The 23909-nt window shown below is 63.7% G+C and carries 18 protein-coding genes and 2 pseudogenes; 12 read left to right on the forward strand and 8 right to left on the reverse strand.

The features are described from left to right. Window positions 1-141: 141 nt before the first annotated feature. From ACVWYI_RS14170 to ACVWYI_RS14180, 3 genes are read left to right on the forward strand one after another with little or no spacing between them, the layout of a single operon-like run. Window positions 142-933: an enoyl-CoA hydratase/isomerase gene (locus tag ACVWYI_RS14170; RefSeq protein ID WP_456662366.1), complete on the forward strand. Its 792-nt coding sequence runs from the start codon at window positions 142-144 to the stop codon at window positions 931-933. Further along, on the forward strand, window positions 930-1916 hold the full coding sequence (locus ACVWYI_RS14175; protein WP_456662367.1) for a phosphotransferase family protein: 987 nt from the start codon (window positions 930-932) through the stop codon (window positions 1914-1916). Before ACVWYI_RS14170 ends, ACVWYI_RS14175 begins: the two co-directional genes overlap by 4 nt. A gap of 2 nt (window positions 1917-1918) precedes the next feature. Continuing rightward, complete coding sequence (locus tag ACVWYI_RS14180) at window positions 1919-2299, forward strand: DUF6285 domain-containing protein (protein WP_247349781.1); 381 nt, start codon at window positions 1919-1921, stop codon at window positions 2297-2299. Window positions 2300-2421: 122 nt separating this feature from the next. On the opposite strand, the gene ACVWYI_RS14185 is transcribed toward ACVWYI_RS14180, so the two are convergent. Then, on the reverse strand, window positions 2422-3201 hold the full coding sequence (locus tag ACVWYI_RS14185; RefSeq protein ID WP_456662368.1) for an enoyl-CoA hydratase-related protein: 780 nt from the start codon (window positions 3199-3201) through the stop codon (window positions 2422-2424). Window positions 3202-3410: 209 nt separating this feature from the next. Here ACVWYI_RS14185 and ACVWYI_RS14190 point away from each other — a divergent pair. After that, window positions 3411-4690, forward strand: a pseudogene (locus ACVWYI_RS14190) (acyl-CoA dehydrogenase family protein). A 169-nt stretch (window positions 4691-4859) separates the two neighbouring features. On the opposite strand, the gene ACVWYI_RS14195 reads toward ACVWYI_RS14190, so the two are convergent. Both ACVWYI_RS14195 and ACVWYI_RS14200 read right to left on the reverse strand, forming a co-directional pair. Further along, window positions 4860-6440 (reverse strand): fatty acid--CoA ligase, encoded by a 1581-nt coding sequence (locus ACVWYI_RS14195; RefSeq protein ID WP_456662369.1) that lies wholly within the window; start codon window positions 6438-6440, stop codon window positions 4860-4862. Window positions 6441-6674: 234 nt separating this feature from the next. Continuing rightward, complete coding sequence (locus ACVWYI_RS14200) at window positions 6675-7547, reverse strand: SDR family oxidoreductase (protein WP_456662370.1); 873 nt, start codon at window positions 7545-7547, stop codon at window positions 6675-6677. Window positions 7548-7662: 115 nt separating this feature from the next. Between ACVWYI_RS14200 and ACVWYI_RS14205 the strand changes: the two genes are divergently transcribed. From ACVWYI_RS14205 to ACVWYI_RS14215, 3 genes and pseudogenes are all read left to right on the forward strand, one after another. Beyond that, window positions 7663-8472 carry a crotonase/enoyl-CoA hydratase family protein gene (locus ACVWYI_RS14205; protein WP_456662371.1) on the forward strand — a complete coding sequence of 270 codons (810 nt, stop codon included), beginning with the start codon at window positions 7663-7665 and terminating at the stop codon, window positions 8470-8472. Window positions 8473-8598: 126 nt separating this feature from the next. Beyond that, window positions 8599-10144, forward strand: a pseudogene (locus ACVWYI_RS14210) (acyl-CoA synthetase). Between the two features lie 88 nt (window positions 10145-10232). Further along, window positions 10233-10637 (forward strand): YccF domain-containing protein, encoded by a 405-nt coding sequence (locus tag ACVWYI_RS14215; RefSeq protein WP_247349792.1) that lies wholly within the window; start codon window positions 10233-10235, stop codon window positions 10635-10637. 498 nt (window positions 10638-11135) lie between these two features. Here ACVWYI_RS14215 and ACVWYI_RS14220 read toward each other — a convergent pair whose 3' ends face one another. Beyond that, entirely contained in the window at window positions 11136-12062 is a 927-nt protein-coding gene (locus tag ACVWYI_RS14220; protein ID WP_456662372.1) for a LysR family transcriptional regulator, read from the reverse strand. Between the two features lie 161 nt (window positions 12063-12223). Here ACVWYI_RS14220 and ACVWYI_RS14225 point away from each other — a divergent pair, with 161 nt between their 5' ends. Both ACVWYI_RS14225 and ppc read left to right on the forward strand, forming a co-directional pair. Beyond that, complete coding sequence (locus ACVWYI_RS14225; RefSeq protein ID WP_456662373.1) at window positions 12224-13204, forward strand: tripartite tricarboxylate transporter substrate-binding protein; 981 nt, start codon at window positions 12224-12226, stop codon at window positions 13202-13204. Between the two features lie 927 nt (window positions 13205-14131). Then, on the forward strand, window positions 14132-16921 hold the full coding sequence (gene ppc, locus ACVWYI_RS14230) for a phosphoenolpyruvate carboxylase (protein WP_456662374.1): 2790 nt from the start codon (window positions 14132-14134) through the stop codon (window positions 16919-16921). Window positions 16922-16984: 63 nt separating this feature from the next. Here ppc and ACVWYI_RS14235 read toward each other — a convergent pair whose 3' ends face one another. From ACVWYI_RS14235 to ACVWYI_RS14250, 4 genes are all read right to left on the reverse strand, one after another. Further along, a complete protein-coding gene (locus tag ACVWYI_RS14235; RefSeq protein ID WP_456664524.1) occupies window positions 16985-18157 on the reverse strand; it encodes an SMP-30/gluconolactonase/LRE family protein in 1173 nt (390 codons plus the stop codon). Between the two features lie 114 nt (window positions 18158-18271). Beyond that, window positions 18272-19186, reverse strand: a complete 915-nt coding sequence (locus tag ACVWYI_RS14240; RefSeq protein WP_456662375.1) for an SDR family oxidoreductase — start codon at window positions 19184-19186, stop codon at window positions 18272-18274. Between the two features lie 5 nt (window positions 19187-19191). Then, a complete protein-coding gene (locus ACVWYI_RS14245) occupies window positions 19192-20331 on the reverse strand; it encodes a thiolase C-terminal domain-containing protein (RefSeq protein WP_456662376.1) in 1140 nt (379 codons plus the stop codon). Window positions 20332-20334: 3 nt separating this feature from the next. Continuing rightward, the gene (locus tag ACVWYI_RS14250) at window positions 20335-20748 is read right to left on the reverse strand and encodes a Zn-ribbon domain-containing OB-fold protein (protein ID WP_247349800.1); all 414 of its coding nucleotides are present in this window, start codon (window positions 20746-20748) and stop codon (window positions 20335-20337) included. Window positions 20749-20940: 192 nt separating this feature from the next. On the opposite strand from ACVWYI_RS14250, the gene ACVWYI_RS14255 reads away from it, so the two are divergent. The 3 genes from ACVWYI_RS14255 to ACVWYI_RS14265 all read left to right on the forward strand — a co-directional run bounded on the left by ACVWYI_RS14255 (window position 20941) and on the right by ACVWYI_RS14265 (window position 23900). Then, window positions 20941-22290, forward strand: coding sequence for an amidase (locus ACVWYI_RS14255; RefSeq protein ID WP_456662377.1), 1350 nt, complete (start codon window positions 20941-20943; stop codon window positions 22288-22290). Further along, entirely contained in the window at window positions 22283-22969 is a 687-nt protein-coding gene (locus tag ACVWYI_RS14260; protein ID WP_456662378.1) for a DUF2848 domain-containing protein, read from the forward strand. The genes ACVWYI_RS14255 and ACVWYI_RS14260 overlap by 8 nt, the downstream gene beginning before the upstream one ends. Before the next feature lie 184 nt (window positions 22970-23153). After that, window positions 23154-23900 (forward strand): 2OG-Fe(II) oxygenase, encoded by a 747-nt coding sequence (locus ACVWYI_RS14265; protein WP_456662379.1) that lies wholly within the window; start codon window positions 23154-23156, stop codon window positions 23898-23900. Window positions 23901-23909 lie beyond the last annotated feature (9 nt).

Raw genomic sequence — 23909 nt, forward strand, 5'->3', positions numbered from 1 at the left:
GCGGCGCATCAGCCGCTGCGCGCAAGATTGCTGGCTATGCTCTGATCACCATGGACAAGACCGCGCCAAAAATCAAATATGCGCCCCGGCAAGCAATTCCGGTCTGCGAAATTGACACAGGCCGCAACGTACGAGGAAACCATGCAGTTCAAACACGTCACGCTCGATCTCGATGGTTCGGTCGCGATCCTCAAGCTCGACCATCAGGAGGTGATGAACGCGGTCTCCGTGGACATGCTGGGGGGCGGTCTCGCCGATGCGCTCGATGCGATCGAGGAGAAAAAGGACGAGGTGCGTTGCGTCGTGCTGACCGGAGCGGGCCGCGCATTCTGCACCGGCGCGAATCTCCAGGGCCGCAACAACCAGTCGAAGAAGACCAAGGCCGGCCTGACGCTGGAGACCGGCTTCCACCCGTTCCTGCGCCGCATCCGCAATCTGCATTGTCCTGTTGTCACCGCGGTCAATGGTCCGGCGGCCGGCGCCGGCATGAGCTTCGCGCTGCTCGGCGACATGATTCTGTGCGCGCGCTCGTCCTATTTCCTGCAAGCCTTCCGCCGTATCGGCCTCGTGCCGGATTGCGGCTCGACCTGGCTGCTGCCGCGGCTGATCGGCAAGGCCCGCTCGATCGAATTGTCGCTGATGGGTGAGCGGCTCCCGGCCGAGAAGGCGCTGGAATGGGGCCTCGTCAACCGCGTCTATGATGACGGCGTGCTGATGGAGGAGGCGATGAAGCTCGCGCATGAACTCGCCAGCGGCCCGACGGTCGCACTGTCGCTGATCCGCAAGCTCTACTGGGACAGCCCGGAGAATTCCTTCGAAGATCAGCTCAATCTCGAATTCCAGTGCCAGCTCCGCGCCGGCGATACGCAGGACTTCCGTGAAGGCGTCGGTGCGTTCCTGGAGAAGCGCCCGGCGCAGTTCAAAGGCAAATGATCGAGGCCGAACTCTCCCGCAGCGTTCAGCGCTGGTACCCGGGCGCGACGGGTGTCGCCGGAGTAGCAAGGCTGTCCGGCGGCGCCAGTCAGGAAACCTGGCGCTTCGATATCGTACATCCGGATGGGTCGATCGGCGCGATTCTGCGCCGCGCACCGAACGGCTATGGTGCTGCACCGACGCGTGCAGCCGGCCTCGCTGCCGAAGCAACGCTGATGCAGCTCGCATTCGACGCCGGCGTGCCGTCGCCGCGCGTCATGCATGTGCTGGTGCCGGACGACGATCTCGGCACCGGCTTCATCATGCAGCGGGTCGAGGGCGAGACCATCGCGCGCAAGATTCTTCGCGATGATCAATTCGCCGCGGCGCGACCGCGCCTCGCGCGGCAGATCGGCGGGGTGCTGGCCGGACTCCATAAGCTGCCCCTTTCGAAGCTGCCCGAGCTGCGGCACATGAGCGCCACGAAGGAGATCAGCGAGTTTGAGCGCGACTATCGCAGCCTGAACTGGCCGAAGCCCGTGTTCGAGCTGGCGCTGCGCTGGCTGCGCGACCACGACCCCGGCCCGTCCGCCGAAGAAACGCTGGTACACGGCGATTTCCGCAACGGCAATCTCATCATCGCTGCCGATGGCGTGCGCGCGGTGCTCGACTGGGAGCTCGCCCATCTCGGCGATCCCATGGAGGATCTCGGCTGGGTCTGCGTCAACTCATGGCGTTTTGGCGAGATCGACAAGCCCGTCGGCGGGTTTGGCTCGCGCGAAGAGCTGTTCGCCGGCTATGAGGCCGCGGGGCGCAAATGCGATCCTGAGCGGGTCAAGTTCTGGGAAGTGATGGGCACGCTGCGCTGGGGCATCATGTGCGGCGGCATGATGCAGCGGTTTCGCGAAGGCCCCGACCATTCGATGGAACGCGCCATGATCGGCCGCCGCGCCTCCGAGACCGAAATCGATCTGTTGCGGCTGCTCGCGCCGCGGGGGAGTTGACCATGCAGGACGAACCGACCCCGATCGAGCTGACCAAATCGGTCGCCGATTTCCTTCGCAACGACATCGCGCCGTTGATTTCCGGCCACCCCGCCTTCAAGCTGCGGGTCGCCGTCAACATCCTCGATCTCGTGACACGGCAGCTGACGCAGGGGGAGGGGAGCGATGCTGCGGAGGTCGAGCGGTTGCGCGCGCTGCTCGGCGCGGACGGCACGGTGACGGAGCTCAACCGCGCGCTAGCCGACCGTATCGCGAAAAGCGAGGTGGATCTCGCAACACCGGGGTTGGCCGAACACCTCTGGCAGACGACGATGGACAAGCTCGCGGTCGACCAGCCGAATTATGCATCCTATAAGCGCGAGCTGTCGCGAGGCGGCGGTTAGGGCGATCCATCCTTCGTCATTGCGAGGAGCCCTTGCGACGAAGCAATCCAGACTGCCACAGCGGTGAGATTCTGGATTGCTTCGCTGCGCCCGCTGCGCTCGCAATGACGGAGAGGGACCGTCTACTTCCCCACCCATTTCGGCGGCTGCTTCTCCGCAAACGCCTTCGGGCCCTCGATGTAGTCCTGTGACGCCGCCATCGCCTTCACCGCCGGGTACTCTCGCTGCTCCTCGATCGCCTGCTCCAGCGACACGCCAAGCCCCTTCTGGATGGTCTGCTTCGACGCGCGTATCGACATCGGCGAGTTCTTGGTGATCATCTCGGCCCAGCGCAGCGCGCCCGACAGCGCCTCGCCCTGCGGCACCACCTCGTTGACGAAGCCGAGCTCCAGGCCTTCCTTGGCGCCGACATGGCGCGCAGTGAGGATCATGCCCATGGCGCGCTTCAAGCCGATCTGCCGCGGCAGCCGGTGCAGGCCGCCGGCGAGGGCGGCAAGGCCGACGCGTGGCTCGGGCAGGGCGAAGGTCGCATTCTCGGAGGCGATGATGAGATCGCAGGCGAGCGCGATCTCGAAACCACCGCCCATGGCGACACCGTTGACGGCGGCGACGATCGGCTTGTCGCAGTCGAAGCGCGCGGTGAGGCCGGCAAACCCGCCCTTGTCCCAGCCGCGCTTGCCACCTGCCGCCTGCCACTTCAGGTCGTTGCCGGCGCAGAATGCCTTGTCGCCGGCGCCGGTGACGATCGCGACCCACTGCTCGGCATCGGCGCAGAAATCGTCGAACACCGTTTGGAGCTCGAAATGCGCGTCGGTGTGCAGCGCGTTGTAGACCTCGGGCCGCGACAGCGTGACGATCGTGATCGGTCCCTTGCGTTCCACTTTGGAAAATTTCAGCTCCATGGTCGCTCCCGCATTTTCTGTGACAGAGAATTTCGTCGCAGTGTAGCGCGCGGCGGCGCGTCAACACCATCGAATTGCGCAAGCGCGCCTTGCGCCTCTCACACGCCTCGGCTTGCTTGACTTGCGGACACTCTTCTCACCTTAATCGCGGGAAGAAAATCGCGCATAGCGCCTTAACGCAACACGAAAAAATCATCCGGGAGAGAACCGTGGATTTCTCATTGCCTGCCGACCTCGCCGCCTATCTCGGAGAGCTTGACCAATTCATCGAACGCGAGATCAAGCCGCTGGAGGAGGCCGACGACAACATCCGCTTCTTCGATCATCGCCGCGAATGGGCGCGCACCGATTTCGAAAATGGCGGCCTGCCGCGCCACGAATGGGAAGCGCTGCTGCGCAAGGCCAAGGATCTCGCGGACGCCGCCGGCCATCTGCGCTTTCCAGTGCCGAAGCAATATGGCGGCAGCCCAAGGATGGCTCCAACCTCTGGATGGCCGTGATCCGCGAGCACTTTGCCGCGAAGGGGCTCGGCCTGCACAACGACCTCCAGAACGAGCATTCCATCGTCGGCAATTTTCCTGTCGCCACCATGCTCGACCGCTACGGCCGCGACGACCAGAAGGCGATGATCGACGGCTCGATCAAGGGCAAGTACCGCATCACCTTCGGGCTGACCGAGCCAAATCATGGCTCCGACGCCACCCACATGGAAACGCGCGCGGTGCCTGCGACCCGTGACAACGTCAAGGGCTGGATCATCAACGGCGAGAAGATGTGGACCACCGGCATGCATGTCGCCACGCACTGCGCGCTGTTCGTGCGCACTAGCGGCAATGACGGCGATGCGCGCGGCATCACCTGCTTCCTGGTGCCGGCCAGGAGCCATGGCGTGAAGATCGAAGAGTACATGTGGACCTTCAACATGCCGACCGATCATCCCCGCGTCAGCTTCACCGACGTGTTCGTGCCCGAGGACGCGCTGTTCGGCGAGGTCGGTCGCGGCTTGTCGCTGGCGCAGTGCTTCGTGCACCAGAACCGAATCCGCCAGGCCGCGAGTTCGCTCGGAGCCGCCGTCTATTGCATCAACGAGAGCGTGAAATATGCGCGCGAGCGAAAACCGTTCGGCAAGGCGCTGGCCGAAAACCAGGCGATTCAGTTCCCGCTGGTCGAGCTGGCGACCCAGGCCGAGATGCTGCGCCTGTTGATCCGCAAGACCGCCTGGGAGATGGACAAGCTCACCGAGGAGCAGATCGAGCGCACGCTCTCCGACCGGGTCTCCATGTGCAACTACTGGGCAAACCGCCTCGCTTGCGAATCCGCCGACCGCGCCATGCAGGTCCACGGCGGCATGGGCTATTCACGCCACAAGCCGTTCGAGCACATCTACCGCCACCACCGCCGCTACCGCATCACCGAGGGCAGCGAGGAAATCCAGATGCGGAAGGTGGCGGGATTCCTGTTCGGCTATATGGGGCCGGGGAAGCATTAGACTGACGCGAGACAGTCTGGATTGCTTCGTCGCAAGGGCTCCTCGCAATGACGGAGGAGAGGGGCGCGTGTCTGCTTCCACACCGTCATTGCGAGCGGAGCGAAGCAATCCAGAACTGTCGCTATGGAGGGACTCTGGATCGCTTCATCGCTTCGGGCGGCAACGACGATCAATTCACCCGCCGGTCCTTCCCCGCCCAATACGGCTCGCGCAATTGCCGCCGCAAGATCTTGCCGCTTGGATTTCGCGGCAGCGCCGGCAAAAACTCGACGCTCTTCGGCGTCTTGAACCCGGCGATGCGCTCGCGGGTGAAGTTGATGATGTCGGTTTCGGTCGCCTGCTTGCCCGGCTTCATCACCACGACGGCCTTCACCGCCTCGCCCCATTTGTCGTCGGGTATGCCGATCACGGCAGCTTCTGCGACATCGGGATGATCGCACAGCGCGCTCTCGACCTCGGCGGGATAGATGTTTTCGCCGCCGGAGATGATCATGTCCTTGATGCGGTCGTGGATGTAGAGATAGCCGTCTTCGTCCATGTAGCCGGCGTCGCCGGTGCGCAGCCAGCCGTCGGAGCGCAACGTCGCGGCGGTCGCTTCCGGCAAATTCCAGTAGCCGGCCATGTTGGAGCCCGAGCGCGTCGCGATCTCGCCGACTTCGCGCGGCGGCAGCGGCTTGCCTTCGACATCAAGGATCGCGATCTCGATGCCCGGCAGCGCCTTGCCGGCCGAGCGCATCCGCTCCAGTCCCTCGACGTGGTCTTCCGGCGGCAGCGCGACGATGGTGCCAGTGGTCTCGGTCATACCGTACATCTGCACGAAACCGCATTTGAAGATCTCGATGCACTCCTTCAGCAGCGCCGCGGGTATCGGGGAGGCACCGTACAGCATGTATTTCAACCGCGAGAAATCGACCGTCCTGGCGCGTGGCTGCCGCACCACGAACTGCATCGCCGCCGGCACCATGAACAGTTTTGTGATGCCGGACTGTTCGAAGAAATCCAGCACTTTGGTCGGATCGAACTCGCGCGCAATCACGCCGCGGGCGCCGTGATAGAGCCCCATCACGCCCCAGCCGGAGCCGCCGATGTGGAAGATCGGCATCGCGACCAGCGACACGTCGTCGGTCGACCACCGGTTCCACTCCGGCTTGTCCTCGGCATTGCCTGTTTGCACCAGGTTGAGGAAGTTGGCATGCGACAGCATCGCGCCCTTCGGCTTGCCCGTCGTGCCGGACGTATAGAGCTGGATGGCGATATCCCTGGTATCGATCGGTACTCCGGGATCGTCGCCGCTCTGTGCATCGCGCCAGGCTGTATAATCAGGCCACTCCGGCGCGCCGCCTTCGGTGGTGATGACGGTGCGCACACCCGGCAGCTCGTCCTTGATCTGGCTGACCTGAGCGATGAACTCCGGTCCCACGAACAGCACCGGGGCCTTGCAGTCGCTAACGATGAAGGCGACCTCGGGGCTCGCGAGCCGCCAGTTCACCGGCGCCATCACGACGCCGGCCTTCATCGCGCCCATCAGCAGCTCGAAATAGATATCGCTGTTCTTGCCGAGATAGGCGATCCGCTCGCCGCGTCTCACGCCCATTTCAATCAACGCGCCGGCGACCTTGTTCGTCTTAACGTCGAACTCGGCAAAGCTGGTGACGCGGCCCTCGAACTCGTAGGCGGTGGCGTTGCCGCGGCTCGTCGCACGCTCGCGCACCATGTCGGCGAGATCAGTCAATGGCTGTTTGGTGGACATGTTTCTCCCGTGACGTCTTGTTTTTTATGCCGCGGAGTGTGGCGTCATCTGCGGGTGAAGACAAGATGGCGGGAGGGCAACCGCGCTTTCGTGTCCCGGACGCGGCGCAGCACGAAGTGGTGCGGCGCTGAGCCGGGACCCATTCTGATTCAGCATGCTGCGAGAGATAGGCCCCGGCTCAGCAGCGCATCACGCCGCAAGTGCGGCGCGCTGCGCTGCGTCCGGGGCACGAGATCATCCTCTCTTCGCCCGGTCCTTCTCGTTCTGTGCCTTGATCGAGTCCCGGGCGTTGGCCCAGTCGTCGTCGCCCCAGTCGCGGAGCTGGTAGAAATTGCCGCCCATTGCGAGCGCTTGGGCGCCGTCCATGGCGATCGTCTCGCCTGTAATCCAGTCGCAGCCGCCGGAAATCAAAAACACTGCGAGATTCTGCAGCTCCTCCATGGTGCCGACGCGGCCCATCGGGTTCATCGCCTTGGTGCGCGCGCCGGCCTCGTCACCGGGCTTGATGCGCTTACTCATGCCCTCGGTCGGAATCTCGCCGGGCGCGATGGTGTTGAGGCGGATGCCGTATCTGCCCCATTCGGTGGCGAGCGACATCGTCATGGCGTGGATGGCCGACTTGCTCATCGCCGACGGCACCACGTAAGGCGAGCCGTTGCGCACCCAGGTCACGGTGATCGAGACGACGTTGCCGGGCTGCTTCAAAGCTATCCAGCGCTTGCCGACAGCATGCGTCACGTAGAACGTGCCGTGCATGACGATGTTGGCGACCGCGTCGAAGCCGCGCGGCGAAAGTTCTTCGCTGCGCGAGATGAAATTGCCGGCCGCGTTGTTGATGAGATCGGTGAGAGGGCCATCGCGAAAGATGTTCTCGATCATCTCCTCGACCGCGAGCGCGTTGCGAATGTCGACGCCGTGGCTGGTGACGCGGCCGCCATACTGATCCATCAGCTCGGTCGCGGTCTCGTCGCAGACGATCTTGCGCCGGCCGCAGATGTGCACTTCGGCGCCGAGCTGGAGGAAGCGCGCCGCCATCGACTTGCCTAGCCCGGTCCCGCCGCCGGTCACGAGAATGCTCCGGCCGGCCAGAAGATTTTCCTTGAACATGGCTGTTTCCCCCGTAGGGATTGTCAGTTAATTGGTCGATTGACTAAATCCGGCCGCCGTCTTCCTGTAAAGCGGCACCGAACAAGAACAGGCAAGAACCAGGGGAGAATCATCCATGGAAGAGCGCGTCTCGATCTCGATCTCGGAAGGCGTCGCCGACGTCCGCCTGGTGCGCGCGGACAAGATGAATGCGCTGGATCAAGCCATGTTCGAGGCCCTTGTGGCCGCAACGGACCGGCTTTCAAAGGACAAGAGCGTCCGCGTTGTCGTGCTGTCCGGCGAGGGCCGCGCCTTCTGCGCCGGCCTTGATATGGGGCGTTTTGCCGCCATGAAGGAGAAGGGCGGCAACGGAATTCCGGGTGGCGAAAATCGCGATCTCACCGCGCGCACGCACGGCCAGGCGAATTTTGCGCAAGCCGCGGTGTGGGGCTGGCGCCAGCTTCCGGTCCCCGTGATCGCCGCGATCCAGGGCGTCGCCTTTGGCGGCGGCTTCCAGCTCGCGCTCGGTGCCGACATGCGCTTCCTCACCCCCGATGCACGGATGTCGGTGATGGAAATCAAATGGGGTCTGGTGCCCGACATGGCGGGCACGCCGATCCTGGCCTCGCTCGTGCGCGACGACATTTTGCGCGATCTCACCTACACCGGCCGCATCTTCTCCGCGCAGGAGGCGATGGCTTACGGTCTCGCCACGCGCATCTGCGACGACCCGCGCGCTGCCGCGCTGGATGTCGCGCGCGAGATCGCCGGCAAGAGTCCCGATGCGATCCGCGCCGCAAAACGCCTGCTCAACAATCTCTCGGTCGATCCGGGGCCCGCGCTGCTCGCCGAGTCCGTCGAGCAGCAGAAGCTGATCGGCAGCGCGAACCAGACCGAGGCGGTGCGTTCCAATCTGGAGAAGCGCGCGCCGAAGTTTGCGGACTGAGGCAGACCTCATCCCGAGGAGCCGCGAAGCGGCGTCTCGAGGGATGGGCCACGGGGTCTCATGGTTCGAGACAGCGCTGCGCGCCTCCTCACCATGAGGGACAACGTCAAACATAAAGAAAAACAAATGAGCGAAACGTCCCAATTCCTCGGCATCGTCTCCGGCGACCGCCGCCGTTCCCATGCCGAAGTCGCAGGCGCGTGCCGACCGCATCGCAAGCGGCCTCGCCATGATAGGCGTCAAGCAGGGCGATTGCGTCTGCATGCTGATGCGCAACGACATTGCCTTCCTCGAGGCCGCCTATGCCGCGATGCGGCTGGGCGCCTATGGCGTGCCGATCAACTGGCACTTCAAGCCGGAGGAGATCGACTACATCCTGAAGGATACTGGCACGTCCGTGCTGATCGGGCATGCCGACATGCTGCATGCCTTGCGCGACGCCATTCCGAAAGGCGTCACCGTGCTCAGCGTGCCGACGCCGCCGGAGATTCTGGCCAACTACAAGATCAATCCCGATCATCTGAAGACGCCGGATTTCGCGATCGATTTCGAATCCTGGGTCGCGCAGCACCAGCCCTATGACGGCCCGATCGTGCCGCAGCCCATGAACATGATCTACACGTCGGGGACGACAGGCCATCCCAAAGGCGTACGACGCAACGCGCCGACGCCGGAACAGGCGGCGGCCGGCGAGCGCATGCGCGCGATGATCTACGGGCTGAAGCCCGGCGCCCGCACGATCCTGCCGGGCCCGCTCTATCATTCCGCGCCGAACTCGTTCGGCATCCGCGCCGGCAAGCTCGGCGGCGCGCTGGTGCTGATGCCGCGCTTCGAGCCGGAAGAGTTTTTGCAGCTGATCGAGCGCTACAAAATCGACACCATCTTCATGGTGCCGACCATGTTCATCCGCCTGATGAAGCTGCCGGAGGAGGTACGCAAGAAATACGATGTCTCCTCGCTGCGCCACATCATCCACGCGGCCGCGCCATGCCCGGCGGACGTCAAGCGCGCCATGATCGAGTGGTGGGGGCCGGTGATCTACGAATTCTACGGCTCGACCGAATCCAGCGCCGTCACCTTCGCGACCTCCGAGGATGCGCTGAGGAAGCCCGGCACCGTCGGCAAGATTTCGCCGGGCGCCGAACTGCGCTTCATCGGTGAGGACGGAAACGTGCTGGGCGTGGGCGAGATCGGCGAGATCTACTCACGCATGGCGGGGATGGCCGATTTCACCTATCACAACAAGCCGGAGAAGCGCGCCGAGATCGACCGCGACGGCCTCATCACCTCGGGCGACGTCGGCTATATCGACGAGGAGGGCTACGTCTTCATCTGCGACCGCAAGCGCGACATGGTGATCTCGGGCGGCGTCAACATCTATCCTGCCGAGATCGAATCCGTGCTGCATGCCGTGCCCGGCGTGCATGATTGCGCGGTGTTCGGCATCCCCGATGCCGAGTTCGGCGAAGCGCTGATGGCGGTGGTCGAGCCGCAGGCGGGCATCACGCTGGACGCCGGCGATATTCGTACGCGGCTGAAGGCGTCACTCGCCGACTACAAGATACCAAAACACATCGAGATCCGCGCCGGGCTGCCGCGCGAAGATTCCGGCAAGATCTTCAAGCGCCGCCTGCGCGATCCCTATTGGGAGCAGGCGGGGCGGAAGATCTAGCGGCTACAAGAATGGCCAACGACCTGAGTGGCGTCACGGACCACCGGTCATGCTATACTAACGGGATCATCGACCTCCGGATCATCCCATGGCCCCTGTTTCCATCCTGCTCAACCTGCTCTGGATTCTCATCGGCGGCGCCTGGATGGCGGTCGGCTGGCTGATCGCTGCCGTTATCATGGCCATCACCATCATCGGCCTGCCGTGGGCGCGGGCGGCGTTCAACATCGCCGTCTACACGCTGCTGCCGTTCGGTTCGAAGGCGGTCAGCCGCGACGAGGTCACCGGAATGAGCGATATCGGCACCGGCCCGCTCGGGGTGATCGGCAACATCATCTGGTTTCTGCTGGCCGGCTGGTGGCTGGCGCTCGGCCATGTCCTCACCGCCCTGGCCCTCGCGATCACCATCATCGGCATTCCCTTCGCCTGGGCCCATTTGAAGCTCGCGGGCATCGCGCTCTGGCCGATCGGCAAGGTGATCGTGCCGGCTTAAGGCGTGGACCCGTCAATGTCGGCCTCCGGCTGCAGAGCGGAAGTCGCCCGGCTTTGGGTAGGGCTATCGCATTTGAGGCGCCTCCCCGCGGCCCATCCTTCGAGACGCCCGCCGTTGGCGGGCCCTCAGAATGAGGGGGGAACACGTGGTTGCAGTTTCAACGAAACCCGACGTAGCTCAGCCTCATCCTGAGGAGACCGCGAAGCGGTCGTCTCGAAGGACGAGGCGCTTGCTCAGCTCATAGCTCGTAGAATGGGTAGAGCGAAACCCATCAATCCGTCCGCCGATGACGAAGGATGATGGGTTTTCGCAAGGGCTCAGCCCATTCTACTGGCGGGAATCATGGCAGGCGCGATTCGCAACAGTTAGCGGCTATCCGGCCGGCTTAGGGTCCGGTCTGATGATCCGTGCATCGTCGCCCCATCTAGCGAGGCGGGGTGCGCTCAATTGCATTCCGCACACAATTCCCCGCGTTGCACTCAGGATATTGAACCCTTCCTATCTCGCAGTTCGACGAACGCACTCGATAAAGAGCTTTGCGGCTGGGCTGAGCGCGCGATTCTTGAGTGTCACAATTGCGACAGGCCGCGGCTGCGCGGGAAGTCGAATTGGAAGTACCTTGAGAGAGCCGCCATGGTTGCCAAAGCGAAGAATCGATGTTGGAAGCATCGTCACAAATTGTGCACTGGCAGCCAGTCGACAGCACAGATGCATTGAGAGCGTCGTAATGGGCGCACGTGGCAACTCTGTACTACTCGCGCGGAACAACTCGGCGGTGAGTGACCCGTGCATGGTATCCGCGGGAGGCAGAATCCAACGCTCGCCGACTAGATCGGCAAGCTTGAGTTTACGCATCCGTGCCCATTTGCTCTGACGGCCGGCTACCACGACGACCTGGTCGTCATACACGACTTCCGCCTTTAGATCGGCTTCCTTGAATGGCGTCGGAATGCGACCCAGCATGAGATCGATGCTGCGCTCACGCAACTCACGATAATGCAGTTTGCTAATGACAGCTTGCGCGACGTCCAAGTGAATTCGGGGCTGCTCACGTGTGAAGCGCTCGATGACTGCCGGCAAGAGACCGGCCGCAATACTCTCAGTACTGCCGATGTGCAACTCTCCCACAGACGGGTCGGCGAGAAATGCGATTTCGTCGACGCCCTGCTTGAGTTCGTCGAAAATCACTCGGCCTCGCGCGACCAGTGCGCGGCCGTATGCCGTCGGCTCGATCCCGCCTCGGCTGCGGTCGAGCAAACGAAGTCCGAACGTGTGTTCCAAGTCGGTGATTGCCTTCGATACGGCGGGCTGCGAGATCGCCAGCTCTGCCGCAGCCTTTCCCATGCTTCCGCGCTCCACGACCGTGAGCAGAATACGGAGGTCGCGCAGCTTCAGGCGGCGCCCAATGCGATCGACCAACGACATGACCACGAACCTGCCAAATCGGTTATCGAACCATCACATATCAGAATTGGACAGAAATGTCTGCGTGATGCACGCTTTGATTGATGAGGCATCCGAAATCGAATGTCTGGCCTTGTGCTGAGAACACGTTGCGGAAATAGGGGAGCCACGGGAGGCGGCTTATGGGGACGCGTCGTGACTTTTTGATAGCGTCGGCGGCCGGTGTCGCTTTCTCCGTCGCTGGTCCCGTGCCGCAAATCATTGCCGAACCGCGTGTGAAAACGGCGCATATCCTAACAGGCTTCACAGCCGGGTTGCCTGATTCTGTCGCGAGGCTCCTTGCGGAACAGATGAAGACCTATGCAACGTCGATCGTCGTCGAACCTCGACCAGGCGCGAGTGGTCGTGTCGCCGTGGAAGCCGTGAAAGCCGCTCCCCCGGATGGATCGGTCGTTCTGTTCGCGCCGACTGGTTTCCTCACGCTCTTTCCTCATACCCACAAGAAGCTGAGATACGAGCCTCAGGATTTTGCCCCAGTGTCGACCGTTGCGTCGTTCGCTGCAGCTTTGACGGTGGGGCCGCGAGTGCCAGAGGAGGCGAGGACGCTTGCCGATTTCGTCTCGTGGTGCCGTGTTAACGCAAAGGATGCGACCTATGGCACGCCAGGAGTTGGAACCAGTATGCACCTAATCGGTGCAGCGTTGGGACGCGGGGCAGGCTTCGAGTTTCTTCACGTACCGTATCAAGGTAGGGCGGCAATCCAAGACCTCCTCAAGGGCGAGATCGCATCGGCGATCATGCCAATCGACAGTTCCTTAGGTCTCGTGCAAGCCGGCGAACTGCGCGCCTTGGCAACCACCGGTCCAGCCCGTAGCCGGTTTCTTCCCGATGTGCCGACGATGGTGGAAGCCGGCTATCCCTTGCTCAAGGACGTCACATGGTTTGGGTTCTTCGTTCCGGCCAAGACACCGCCAGATATCATTGAAGGCCTCAATGGAGCTATTCAGGCGGCTCTGCGTACGAGTGTCATAGAGCGCAGCCTGGCAAAATTATCAGTCGAGATCGACTCGATCTCAATGGACAACTTTGCACAACTACTCGCATCGGAATCGGCACGATGGAAAGGGATCGTGCAAGCAACCGGGTTTAGCCCGAACGAATGAGCTCGTGAGATGGGTAGAGCCCTTGCGAAACCCATGCTTCGTCATCGGCGAACGGATTGATGGGTATCGCTGGCGTTCTATCCATCCTCGGCGCTCTGCGCTGCGATGAGAGAGCGCATCGCTGGTGCTGCGCACACAATTCCCCGCGTTGCCCGACGGGCAAAACACGCCGCATGCAGGTCAAGGGTGGCGCTCCCAAATATTCTGATTGACCGAATTTATCTCTTCGGGGAAACCGCAAAGCATCCCGGCCCGCAAAAGGGCGTTTCGCGATCGTCACGATACGTGAGCCGGGATGCGATGGACGCGGCAGCGCCGGCGCGTGACGAGGTGGCAGGGCGGGCTACGCCTGTGAGCCATCGCGCTCTGCGCGAACGACCCGGCACGGTCACCGCGTTTCTTTTCGGCTTCGGTGGCGAGCACGCGCGAGCTTCCGGATGTCCGGGGAGGGACGTCCGCGGACGGCAAAAGCGTGTGGTCCTGACGCCCGGGGTCTGTGCGTCAAGGCTTGCGGTGATGTGCGGCCCGACCGGGTGCGCGCATCGATCATCTGCAAGGCGACGGGGGCAATAGTGCATCGCTCCCCGGGGAGAGCGCGCCATAAGCCGTAAAACCATTGCGCAGGGAAGGCCGGGATGTCCCGGCATCACCTGTGGGTCACCCCGCGTGCGTTTTTCGCGTGCGGACCCTGGGTGCCAGCCGGCGCCCGGCCTTCCCTGCGCCCTTTCTTCTCGATAAGGGCGAAACGAACAGCAAAACTCGGGCGCCTGCGCCGCGAGGCCGCGGATATGCGCGCGCCGCCAGCGACGCGCACGATGATCGGTGACGTTGCCGCGCCGCCCCCAACTTCATCTTGCGCTGCGGCAAAAAACTTGCACACTCGTCGCCACCGGGGAGCCACAGGGTGCTCTAGAAGCGGAGCCAGCCATGTCCCTCCAGACCGTACCATCCGAGGCCACCGATCTTCGCCCCAACCGCCCTGAGGACGTCCAGGCGCTGGAGGCGGATGCGCAGCTGCGCGACGACATCCGTCTGCTCGGGCGCATCCTGGGCGATACCGTGCGCGATCAGGAGGGCGCCGAATTGTTCGACCTGGTCGAGCGTATCAGGCAGACTTCGATCCGGTTTCATCGCGACGAGGACCGGTTGGCCCGCCGCGAGCTCGAGCAGATCCTCGACAGCATGTCGACCTCGGAGACCGTGCGGATCGTCCGCGCCTTCAGCTATTTCTCCCACCTCGCCAACATCGCCGAGGACCAGAACAACATCCGCCAGATGCGCGCCGGTAAGGGTGGCGGCTCCGGCGTGCTGGCCGAGACGCTCGCCCATGCCAGGGCGGCGGGCATCGGTGCCGATGCACTACGCAACTTCTTCAAGAGCGCGCTCGTCAGCCCGGTGCTGACCGCGCATCCGACCGAGGTCCGCCGCAAGAGCACCATGGACCGCGAGATGGAGGTCGCAGCCCTGCTCGACCGCCGCGAGCGCGTCGCGCTGACCGCCGATGAGGCCGCCGCCAGCGACGAGCAGCTCCGCCGCGAGGTGCTGACGCTGTGGCAGACCAATTTGCTGCGCCGGACCAAGCTCACGGTGCTCGACGAGGTCGCCAACGGCTTGTCGTTCTACGATTACACGTTCTTGCGCGAGGTGCCGCGGCTGGTCAACGCGCTGGAGGACCGGCTGGAGGAGGGCGGCGAGCAGGCAGCCGGCGAGCTCGCCTCCTTCCTGCGGATGGGAAGCTGGATCGGCGGCGACCGCGACGGCAATCCCTTCGTCACCGCCGACGTGATGCGCGGCACGCTGCGGCTGCAGTCGAGCCGCGTCATGCAGTTCTATCTCGAAGAGCTGCATGTGCTCGGCTCGGAGCTGTCGATCGCCGCGCATCTCGCCGACGTCTCCGAGGAGCTGCGCACGCTGGCCGAGCGCTCGCCCGATACATCGCCGCACCGGAGCGGCGAGCCCTATCGCCTCTCGGTGTCAGGCATCTATGCGCGGTTGACGGCCACGGCCGAAAAGCTCGACGTCGAGATCACGCGCCGGCCGGTGGGCAAGGGCGCGCCGTATGACAGCGTCAGGGAGCTCAAGGCCGATCTCGACGTGCTGCACCGCTCGCTGATCTCCAACAACGCCCGCGTCATCGCCCGCGGCCGGCTGCGGCTGCTGCGCCGCGCGGTGGACTGTTTTGGCTTCCATCTGGCGCGGCTCGATATCCGCCAGAACTCGGCGGTGCACGAGCGCACCATCGCCGAGCTGATGGACGCCGCCAATCCCGGCATGTCCTACCTCGCGCTCGGCGAGGAGGCGCGCATCTCGCTGCTCACCAACGAGCTGCGCTCAACGCGCTCGCTGGTGTCGCCGTTCGTCAAGTACAGCGACGAGACGATGGGCGAGCTCAATGTGTTCCATGCCGCCGCGGAGGCGCATGCGAAGTTCGGCCCGGACGCCATTCCCCAATGCATCATCTCGATGTGCAAGGGCATGTCCGACATGCTCGAGGTCGCGGTGCTGCTCAAGGAGGTCGGCCTCGTCCATCCCTCCGGGCGCAGCGCGATCAACGTCGTGCCGCTGTTCGAGACCATCGAGGATTTGCAGGCGTCATCCAGCATCATGGACCGCATGCTGTCGCTGCACGATTACCGACGGCTGGTGGACAGCCGCGGCAGCGCGCAGGAGGTCATGCTCGGCTATTCCGACTCGAACAAGGATGGCGGCTTCGTCACCTCGGGCTGGGAGCTCTACAAGGCCGAGATCGGCCTCGTCGACGTGTTCGAGCGCCACGGCGTGCGGCTGCGCCTGTTCCACGGTCGCGGCGGCTCGGTCGGCCGCGGCGGCGGTCCGAGCTATGATGCCATCATCGCCCAGCCCGGCGGCGCGGTGAACGGCCAGATCCGCATCACCGAGCAGGGCGAGATCATCTCGTCAAAGTATTCCAACGCCGAAGTTGGCCGCAACAATCTTGAAATCCTTGCCGCGGCGACGCTGGAAGCAAGCCTGTTGCATCCGCGCCAGAGCGCGCCGCGCCGCGAATACCTGACCGCGATGGACGAGCTTTCAAGTCTCGCCTTCAAGGCCTATCGCGGTCTCGTCTACGAGACCGACGGCTTCGTTGATTACTTCTGGGCATCAACCGTCATCAACGAGATCGCGACGCTCAACATCGGCAGCCGCCCGGCCTCGCGCAAGAAGACCCGGGCGATCGAAGACCTTCGTGCGATTCCCTGGGTGTTCTCCTGGGCGCAATGCCGCCTGATGCTGCCGGGGTGGTACGGTTTTGGCAGCGCGGTCGAGCAGTGGATCGCGGAGCATCCCGACAAGGGCATGCCGTTCCTCAAAGAGCTCTACCGGGAATGGCCGTTCTTCCGCATGCTGTTGTCGAACATGGACATGGTGCTTGCGAAAAGCTCGATCGCGATCGCCTCGCGCTATGCCGAGCTCGTGCCGGATGAAGCCCTGCGCGAAAAGATCTTCGGTCGCATCCGCCGCGAATGGCATTCCTGCATCGAGACGCTCTTGGACATCATGGGCCAGGACCGTCTGCTCCAGGGCAATCCGCTGCTGGAGCGCTCGGTGCGCCACCGCTTCCCCTATCTCGATCCGCTCAACCATGTGCAGGTCGAGCTGCTGAAAGAGCACCGCGCGCAGAACCCGGACGAGCAGGTGCTGCGCGGGATTCAGCTGACGATCAACGGGATTTCGGCGGGGTTGAGAAATACGGGTTGATGAGGGCGAGTAGCGAACAGATGCGTGTCCGAACCGTTCGCTACTCGCCACGCGCTTATTGGCTCAAGGCTTCATCGAACCCTGTGCACTCGTGTAGACAGCATAGAGCGAACTCGAGCCGCAGATGTACAGTCGATTTCGCTGCTGACCGCCGAAGCAGAGATTGGCGACCGTTTCCGGGAGGTGGATCTTGCCGAGCAATTCGCCCTCTGGAGTATAGCAGCGCACGCCGTCCTCGTTCGGATCGCCCCAGCCCACGGAGCACCAAACGCGCCCGGCCATGTCGGTTCGCATCCCGTCGGTAATGCTGGGCTTGGGCATCTCCGCAAACACCTTGCTGTTCGAGACCTTTCCGGACCCAATATCCACGTCGAACACCCGGATATGCGACGGATTGTCCGGTCCATCCGTGAAGCCCGTATCGATGACATAGAGCTTTTTCTCGTCGGGCGAGAAGGTAATGCCGTTGGGCTCAACGAAGTCATCGACGACAACTTTAATGTCACCAGATTTCGGATCGACCCGGTAGACGTTCTTCTTCTCCTGCTCGGGCTCGGCCTTGATGCCTTCATAGTAGCCGCCGATGCCATAGCCCGGATCGACGAACCAGATCGAACCATCGGACGCGACAGCCACGTCGTTCGGCGAGTTCAGCTTCTTGCCATTGTACTTGTCGGCGATGATCGTGATCGAGCCGTCGAGTTCGGTGCGGGTGACACGCCGACCGCTATGCTCACAAGTGATCAGGCGTCCTTCGCGATCGATGGTGTTGCCGTTCGAGTTCATCGACGGCTGGCGATAGACGCTAACGTGACCGTCGTCCTCCAAAAAACGCATGATGCGATTGTTGGGAATATCGCTGAAGAGCACGTAGCGCCCAGCCGGGAAGTAGACCGGACCCTCAGCCCACCGGAAGCCGGTTGCGACGCGCTCAACTGCCATGGTGCCGGCGAAGGCAGGGAATCCGGAGGGGCCGAACGATGGCGGTCCCCCTTTCTTGGCAGATTCGAGGTGGGAGTCCGGATAACGGCTGCCGGGCAGCGGTCCCAGGGGCAACGGCGCGGTTGCTCGCGTTGGCGCGCCGGTCTGGCCGAATGGTGCGACGGTTGCCGCCGAAGCGGCCTGTGCTCCCATGCTCGTTGCCGCAAGCGCCGCCGCTGCGCCCTTCAGGATGGTGCGGCGGTTGGGGTCGCCGGCGTTGTTTTCGCTTTGTGGAAAGGTCAGAGATCTTGCCATGATTTCCTCCCGGATTTGTTTGGAAGGAAACCATTCGCCCGCAATCGGGCGTAATGCGGGCGATCTCCGGCCGGACAATTGGAGATCGCAACGCAGCAATAGCTGGAATTCCGTCTAGACGGGATCCCACGGGAAGATGTCGGCGGAACGGTCGAGCTTGTAGAACGATCCCTTCAGCGCCGGCATGCCGTGTTCTCCGATCGATTGCGGCGTCCAGCCTTCGCTCCGATGCACCGAGCGCAGCGGACGGTTCTGGCTGAACAGGAACAGCTCGTTCATGCGCGCGCCAAAAATCTGCCCGGAGACGTCCTTGGCGGCATCGGAGAGCAGATAGGCGCAGATCGGCGCAATTTTCTCCGGTCCCATCTGCTTGATCTTCTCGACGCGCGCCTTCTCGGCATCGGTTTCGGTCGGGATGGTGCCGATCATGCGGGTCCATGCGAACGGCGAGACGCAGTTGGAGCGGACGTTGAAGCGGCCCATGTCGAGCGCGATCGACTTCGACAGGCCGACGATGCCGAGCTTGGCGGCGGCGTAGTTGGCTTGTCCAAAGTTGCCGATCAGGCCGGAAGTGGAGGTGAAGTGCACGAAGGAGCCAGACTCCTGCTCGCGAAACAGCCGCGCCGCGGCGTGCGAGACGTAGAACGAGCCCATCAAATGAACCTTGATGACGGCCTCGAACGCCTCCACGCTCATCTTGTGGAAGATCATGTCGCGCAAAATGCCGGCATTGTTGACGACGCCGTCGAGCCGGCCGAAATGATCGGTCGCGGTCTTCACGATCTTGCTGGCGGGGATGGCTTCGGCCACCGACTCGAAATTGGCGACCGCGGTGCCGCCGCGCTTCTTGATCTCCTCGACCACTTCCTCAGCGGGGGATGCGCTCGAACCGGCGCCGTCGGAGGCGCCACCGGGATCGTTGACCACGACCTTGGCGCCTTCCGCCGCGCAGAGCAGCGCGATCTCCCGCCCGATGCCGCGGCCTGCGCCGGTGACGATGATGACCTTGTCCTGCAGTGATTTTGTCATGTGGATTACCTCTCGTTCGTAAACACGATCGTGCCCGACGCGGCGAACATGCCGCCGACGCCATGGCACACCGAAATCTTGGCGTTGGCCACCTGCGCCGGCGCGATGCCGCGCATCTGGCGTACGCTCTCCTGGAGCGCGTACATGCCGTACATGCCCGAATGCATGTAGCTCAATCCGCCGCCATTGGTGTTGAGCGGAAGCTTAGCCCCCGGCCGCGTGTTGCCGTCGGCGATGAACTTGCCGGTTTCCTCGTGCGGCATGAAGCCGAGATCGCCGAGGCCGAACAGCGGCAGATGCGCGAAGGCGTCGTAGATCATGAGATGGTCGACGTCCTTGTGGGCGATGCCGGCCTCCCTGAACGCCAGCGGCCCCGCGGTCTTGAACGCGCGCGAGGAATTAAAAGTCTCCATCTGGCTGACCATCGGCGTCTCCACGCTTTCGCCGGTGCCCATGATGTAGACGGGCTTGCGCGGAAAGTCCTTGGCGCGATCAGCCGAGGTCAGGATCAGCGCGCCGCCGCCGTCGGTGACGAGGCAGCATTGCAGCAGGCGGAACGGATAGGCGATCATGCGCGAGTTGAGGACGTCTGCGACCGTGATCCGGTCCTTCATCATCGCGCGCGGATTCTTTGCCGCCCATTCCCGCTGCACCACCGCGACCGAGGCGAGCTGCTCGTGCGTGATGCCGTAGGTCTTCATGAAGCGCAGCACGGGAATCGGGAACATGCTCGGTGGCCCATAGACGCCGAACGGCTGTTCGAACTGGCCGTTGAGGCTGTCCGGCGCTGTCGAGCGCGGCGCCTTGCCGATCATCGACTTGCCGCTCTCGGCATGGGTGATCAGCACGGTCTTGCACAGGCCGGCCTCGATCGCCGCCGCGGCGTGGCGGACATGCAGCATGAAGGAGCAGCCGCCGACGGAGGTGCCGTCCACCCAGGTCGGCTTGATGCCGAGATAGTGGCAGACCTGCTGCGGTGTCTCGACCGCGGTGGCGAAGCCGTCGATGTCCGACAGCTTCAGCCCGGCGTCGGCAATGGCATTGAGCGCCGCGTCCGCGTGGAGCTGGAGCTGCGACATGTTGGGGATGACCCCGAGCTCGGTGGTCTCGGCGGCGCCGACGACGGCAACCTGGTTGCTGCGCATGGCCTATCCCTTCGCCGGACGGAACACGGGGAGGGTGATCTTGTCGTCGAGCGCCTCGAAGGCGACCTCGAGCTTCATGTCGAGTTCGAGCGCCTCCGGCGTCTGCGGGCAGTCGATGATGTTGCTCATCAGCCGCGGCCCCTCGTCGAGCTCGACCACCGCGATCGCGTAAGGCGGCGTGAAGCCGGGCGCGGCGGGACGGTGGTTGATCACGTAGCTGTAGAGAAAGCCTTTTCCGCTCGCCTTGAAGATGCTGACCTTGCGCGAGGCGCAGGAGGGGCAGAACGGGCGCGGCGGGAAATAGACATGCGCGCAGGCGTCGCAGCGCTGCAGGCGCAATTCGCCCGCCTTGGTGCCGTCCCAGAAATGCTGGGTCTCCGGCGTCGGTTTCGGTCGCGCGCGCTGCGGTTCGGCCATCTCGGAAGATCCTCCCAGAGCTTGGTTTGTCAGGGGCGGGTCTCAAGCCCGCCTGTTTCAATCTTGATGCGACAATCGACCATGGCGCGTCAACGGTCCAGCAATGCGCATGCATGCCATCATGCGCACAATGCTTGTGTCGAACTGAGGCGGCGCTATAGATTGCGCACGCAAATATTCCGTGAGACAGACATGCCCGATTTTCCGACGCTGGCGAAGCTCGCCGAAGACCTCGAAAGCGGTCGCACCACTTCCCGCAAGCTGGTCGAGGCTTGCATCGCCAGAATTGCCGATCCGGCCGGCGAGGGACAGCGTGCCTTCATCCATGTCGACAAGGAAGCCGCTCTCGCGGCGGCGGATGCGATGGACGGTTTGCGCAAGGTGAAGGCGGCGCCCTCGCGCTACGCCGGTATCCCGGTCTCGATCAAGGATCTCTTTGACATCAAGGGCCAGGTGACGCGCGCCGGCTCCCGCGCACTCGACGATTCCTCGCCGGCCGAGCAGGATGCCCCCACGGTGGCGCGGTTGCGCAAGGCTGGCTTCGTCGTGATCGGGCGCACCAACATGACCGAGTTTGCCTATTCCGGCATCGGCATCAATCCGCATTACGGCACGCCGAAGGGCGCCTGGAACCGGGCCGCAGGCCATGTGCCCGGCGGTTCGTCCTCGGGCGCCGCGGTGTCCGTGCTCGACGGCATGGCGCACGGCGCGCTCGGTACTGATACCGGCGGCTCCTGCCGCATTCCGGCGGCCTATAACGGCATCGTCGGCTACAAGCCGACGCAGCGCCGCGTGCCGCTCGACGGGGCTGTGCCGCTGTCGTTCTCGCTTGACAGCATCGGGCCGCTGGCCCGATCGGTCAGTTGCTGTGCCATACTCGACGCCGTGCTCGCGAACGAGCCGGTCGTTGCGCTGAAGCCTCGCCCGGTGAAGGGCATGCGGTTGGCGGTGCCGACCACGATCGCGCTCGACGACCTCGATGCGGGCGTGGCCAAGACGTTCGAACGCGCGCTCAAGAGCCTCGCCGATCATGGCGCGATCATCGAGCGCATCGCGATGGCCGAATTCCACGACATCGGCCCGATGAACGCCAAGGGCGGCTTTGCCGCTTCCGAAAGCTTCGCCTGGCACCGCTACCTCATCACGTCCAAGGGCGACGTCTACGATCCCCGCGTTTCCGTGCGCATCATGCGCGGCGAGGCGCAGAGCGCGGCCGACTACATCGATCTCCTCAACGAGCGCCGCTCGCTGATCGCCCGCGTCAATGCGCGCCTTGCGCCCTATGACGCGCTGGTGCTGCCGACCACCGCCAATACGCCGCCGAAGATCGCCGATCTCGCCGACGACAAGGCGTTCACCAGGGAAAACCTGCGCGCGTTGCGCAATTGCACCCTGATCAACATGATCGACGGCTGCGCCATCTCGCTGCCTGCGCATCGCGAGGGCGACGTTCCGGTCGGCCTGATGCTGGCGGGCGCGGGCGGATCGGACCGCCGTATCTTTGAACTTGCTGCCGGCATGGAGGCCGTAATTCGTGTTTGACCTGACTTTCACCGTCGACGCCCAGGACACCACAACGCCACTGACACTGGCGATCGACCAGATGGTCATCGCCGGCTGGACCGGCCGCGACGCGATCGCGCGCGACAAGCACATCACGGAGCTGGAGGCCATGGGCATTGCCCGGCCGGCCTCGACGCCGATCTACTATCGCGCCTCGGCACGGCGGCTGACCATGGAAGACCGCATCGAATGCACTGGCGGCGATTCCAGCGGCGAGGTCGAATTCGTGCTGATCGGCTGGCAGGGCCGCATGTTCGTCGGCTGCGGCTCCGACCACACCGATCGCAAGGTCGAGGCCTACAGCGTCACCGTGTCCAAGCAAATGTGCGACAAGCCGATCGCATCCACGCTGTGGGAGCTCGAAGACGTCATCGGCCATTGGGACAGGATGATTTTGCGCTCCTACGCCTTCATCAAGGGCGAGCGCGTGCTCTACCAGGAGGGCACGCTGGACGCGATGCTGCCGATCGCCGATCTCGTCGCGCGCGGCTTCGAAGGTGGGAAATTCCCCGACGGCTGCGCCATGTTCGGCGGCACGTTCGCGGCCAAGGGCGGCATCCGCCCCGCCGACCGCTTCGAGTTCGAGCTGGAAGACCCTGTGCTGAAGCGGACGATCAAGCACGGCTATGACGTGGTGACGCTGCCGGTGCTGGGGTGAGCTGCCTCCGCACCGTCATTGCGAGCGCCGTTCTCTCAGCGCGTCATTGCGAGGAGCCCTTGCGACGAAGCAATCCAGATTGGTTCCGCGGAGGATACTGGATTGGTTCGCTTTGCTCGCAATGACGGGGAGATAGTCGGAAATCGGGTGGCGGCGTCGGCGCCTGGTTGCGAGGATGAGTGCCATGACATCAACAGCGCGAAAATCAGCTCATTCGATCTCGGTCGACCTCGCCACCCACGTCGATACCCTCGACTGGCCACAAATCGCCGGCGATCTCGACGCCCAGGGCTGCGCCGTCCTGAAGGGTCTACTGACGCCGGAGCAATGCCGCGCCACGGCCGCGCTCTATCCTGACGACACGCACTTCCGCAGCCGCGTCATCATGGGCCGCCACGGCTTTGGCCGCGGCGAGTACAAATATTTCTCCTACCCGCTGCCCGATCTGATCGCGCAGTTGCGCCCGACGCTCTACGCGCATCTCCAGGGCGTCGCCAATCGCTGGAATGAGGCGATGGGGATCGACATTCGCTACCCCGCCGCGCATGCGGCGTTCCTGAAACGCTGCCACGAGGCGGGACAGGCGCGGCCGACGCCGCTGCTGCTGCAATACGAGGCTGGCGACTACAATTGCCTGCATCAGGATCTCTACGGCGAGCACGTGTTCCCGCTCCAGGTTGCGATCCTCTTGTCGGAGCCGGAACGCGACTTTACCGGCGGCGAGTTCGTGCTGACCGAGCAGCGTCCGCGCATGCAGTCCCGCGCCGAGGTGGTGCCACTGACGCAGGGCGATGCGGTCGCCTTTGCCGTGCATCACCGCCCGGTGCAGGGGACACGCGGCACCTACCGCGTTAATCTGCGCCATGGCGTCAGCCGGATTCGCTCCGGCCAGCGCCACACGCTGGGTGTGATCTTTCATGATGCCAAATGAGCACTGCGA

The organism is Bradyrhizobium sp. LB13.1, assembly GCF_054056815.1.

Coding starts and splice junctions, on each gene's coding strand:
- ACVWYI_RS14245 (WP_456662376.1), bottom strand. CDS start 20,331: ATGCGCAGCAACCAGGTTGCCGTCGTCGGCGCCGCCGAGACCACCGAG.
- ACVWYI_RS14170 (WP_456662366.1), top strand. CDS start 142: ATGCAGTTCAAACACGTCACGCTCGATCTCGATGGTTCGGTCGCGATC.
- ACVWYI_RS14175 (WP_456662367.1), top strand. CDS start 930: ATGATCGAGGCCGAACTCTCCCGCAGCGTTCAGCGCTGGTACCCGGGC.
- ACVWYI_RS14235 (WP_456664524.1), bottom strand. CDS start 18,157: ATGGCAAGATCTCTGACCTTTCCACAAAGCGAAAACAACGCCGGCGAC.
- ACVWYI_RS14215 (WP_247349792.1), top strand. CDS start 10,233: ATGGCCCCTGTTTCCATCCTGCTCAACCTGCTCTGGATTCTCATCGGC.
- ACVWYI_RS14185 (WP_456662368.1), bottom strand. CDS start 3,201: ATGGAGCTGAAATTTTCCAAAGTGGAACGCAAGGGACCGATCACGATC.
- ACVWYI_RS14220 (WP_456662372.1), bottom strand. CDS start 12,062: ATGTCGTTGGTCGATCGCATTGGGCGCCGCCTGAAGCTGCGCGACCTC.
- ACVWYI_RS14200 (WP_456662370.1), bottom strand. CDS start 7,547: ATGTTCAAGGAAAATCTTCTGGCCGGCCGGAGCATTCTCGTGACCGGC.
- ACVWYI_RS14225 (WP_456662373.1), top strand. CDS start 12,224: ATGGGGACGCGTCGTGACTTTTTGATAGCGTCGGCGGCCGGTGTCGCT.
- ACVWYI_RS14180 (WP_247349781.1), top strand. CDS start 1,919: ATGCAGGACGAACCGACCCCGATCGAGCTGACCAAATCGGTCGCCGAT.
- ACVWYI_RS14250 (WP_247349800.1), bottom strand. CDS start 20,748: ATGGCCGAACCGCAGCGCGCGCGACCGAAACCGACGCCGGAGACCCAG.
- ACVWYI_RS14195 (WP_456662369.1), bottom strand. CDS start 6,440: ATGTCCACCAAACAGCCATTGACTGATCTCGCCGACATGGTGCGCGAG.
- ACVWYI_RS14255 (WP_456662377.1), top strand. CDS start 20,941: ATGCCCGATTTTCCGACGCTGGCGAAGCTCGCCGAAGACCTCGAAAGC.
- ACVWYI_RS14205 (WP_456662371.1), top strand. CDS start 7,663: ATGGAAGAGCGCGTCTCGATCTCGATCTCGGAAGGCGTCGCCGACGTC.
- ACVWYI_RS14265 (WP_456662379.1), top strand. CDS start 23,154: ATGACATCAACAGCGCGAAAATCAGCTCATTCGATCTCGGTCGACCTC.
- ppc (WP_456662374.1), top strand. CDS start 14,132: ATGTCCCTCCAGACCGTACCATCCGAGGCCACCGATCTTCGCCCCAAC.
- ACVWYI_RS14240 (WP_456662375.1), bottom strand. CDS start 19,186: ATGACAAAATCACTGCAGGACAAGGTCATCATCGTCACCGGCGCAGGC.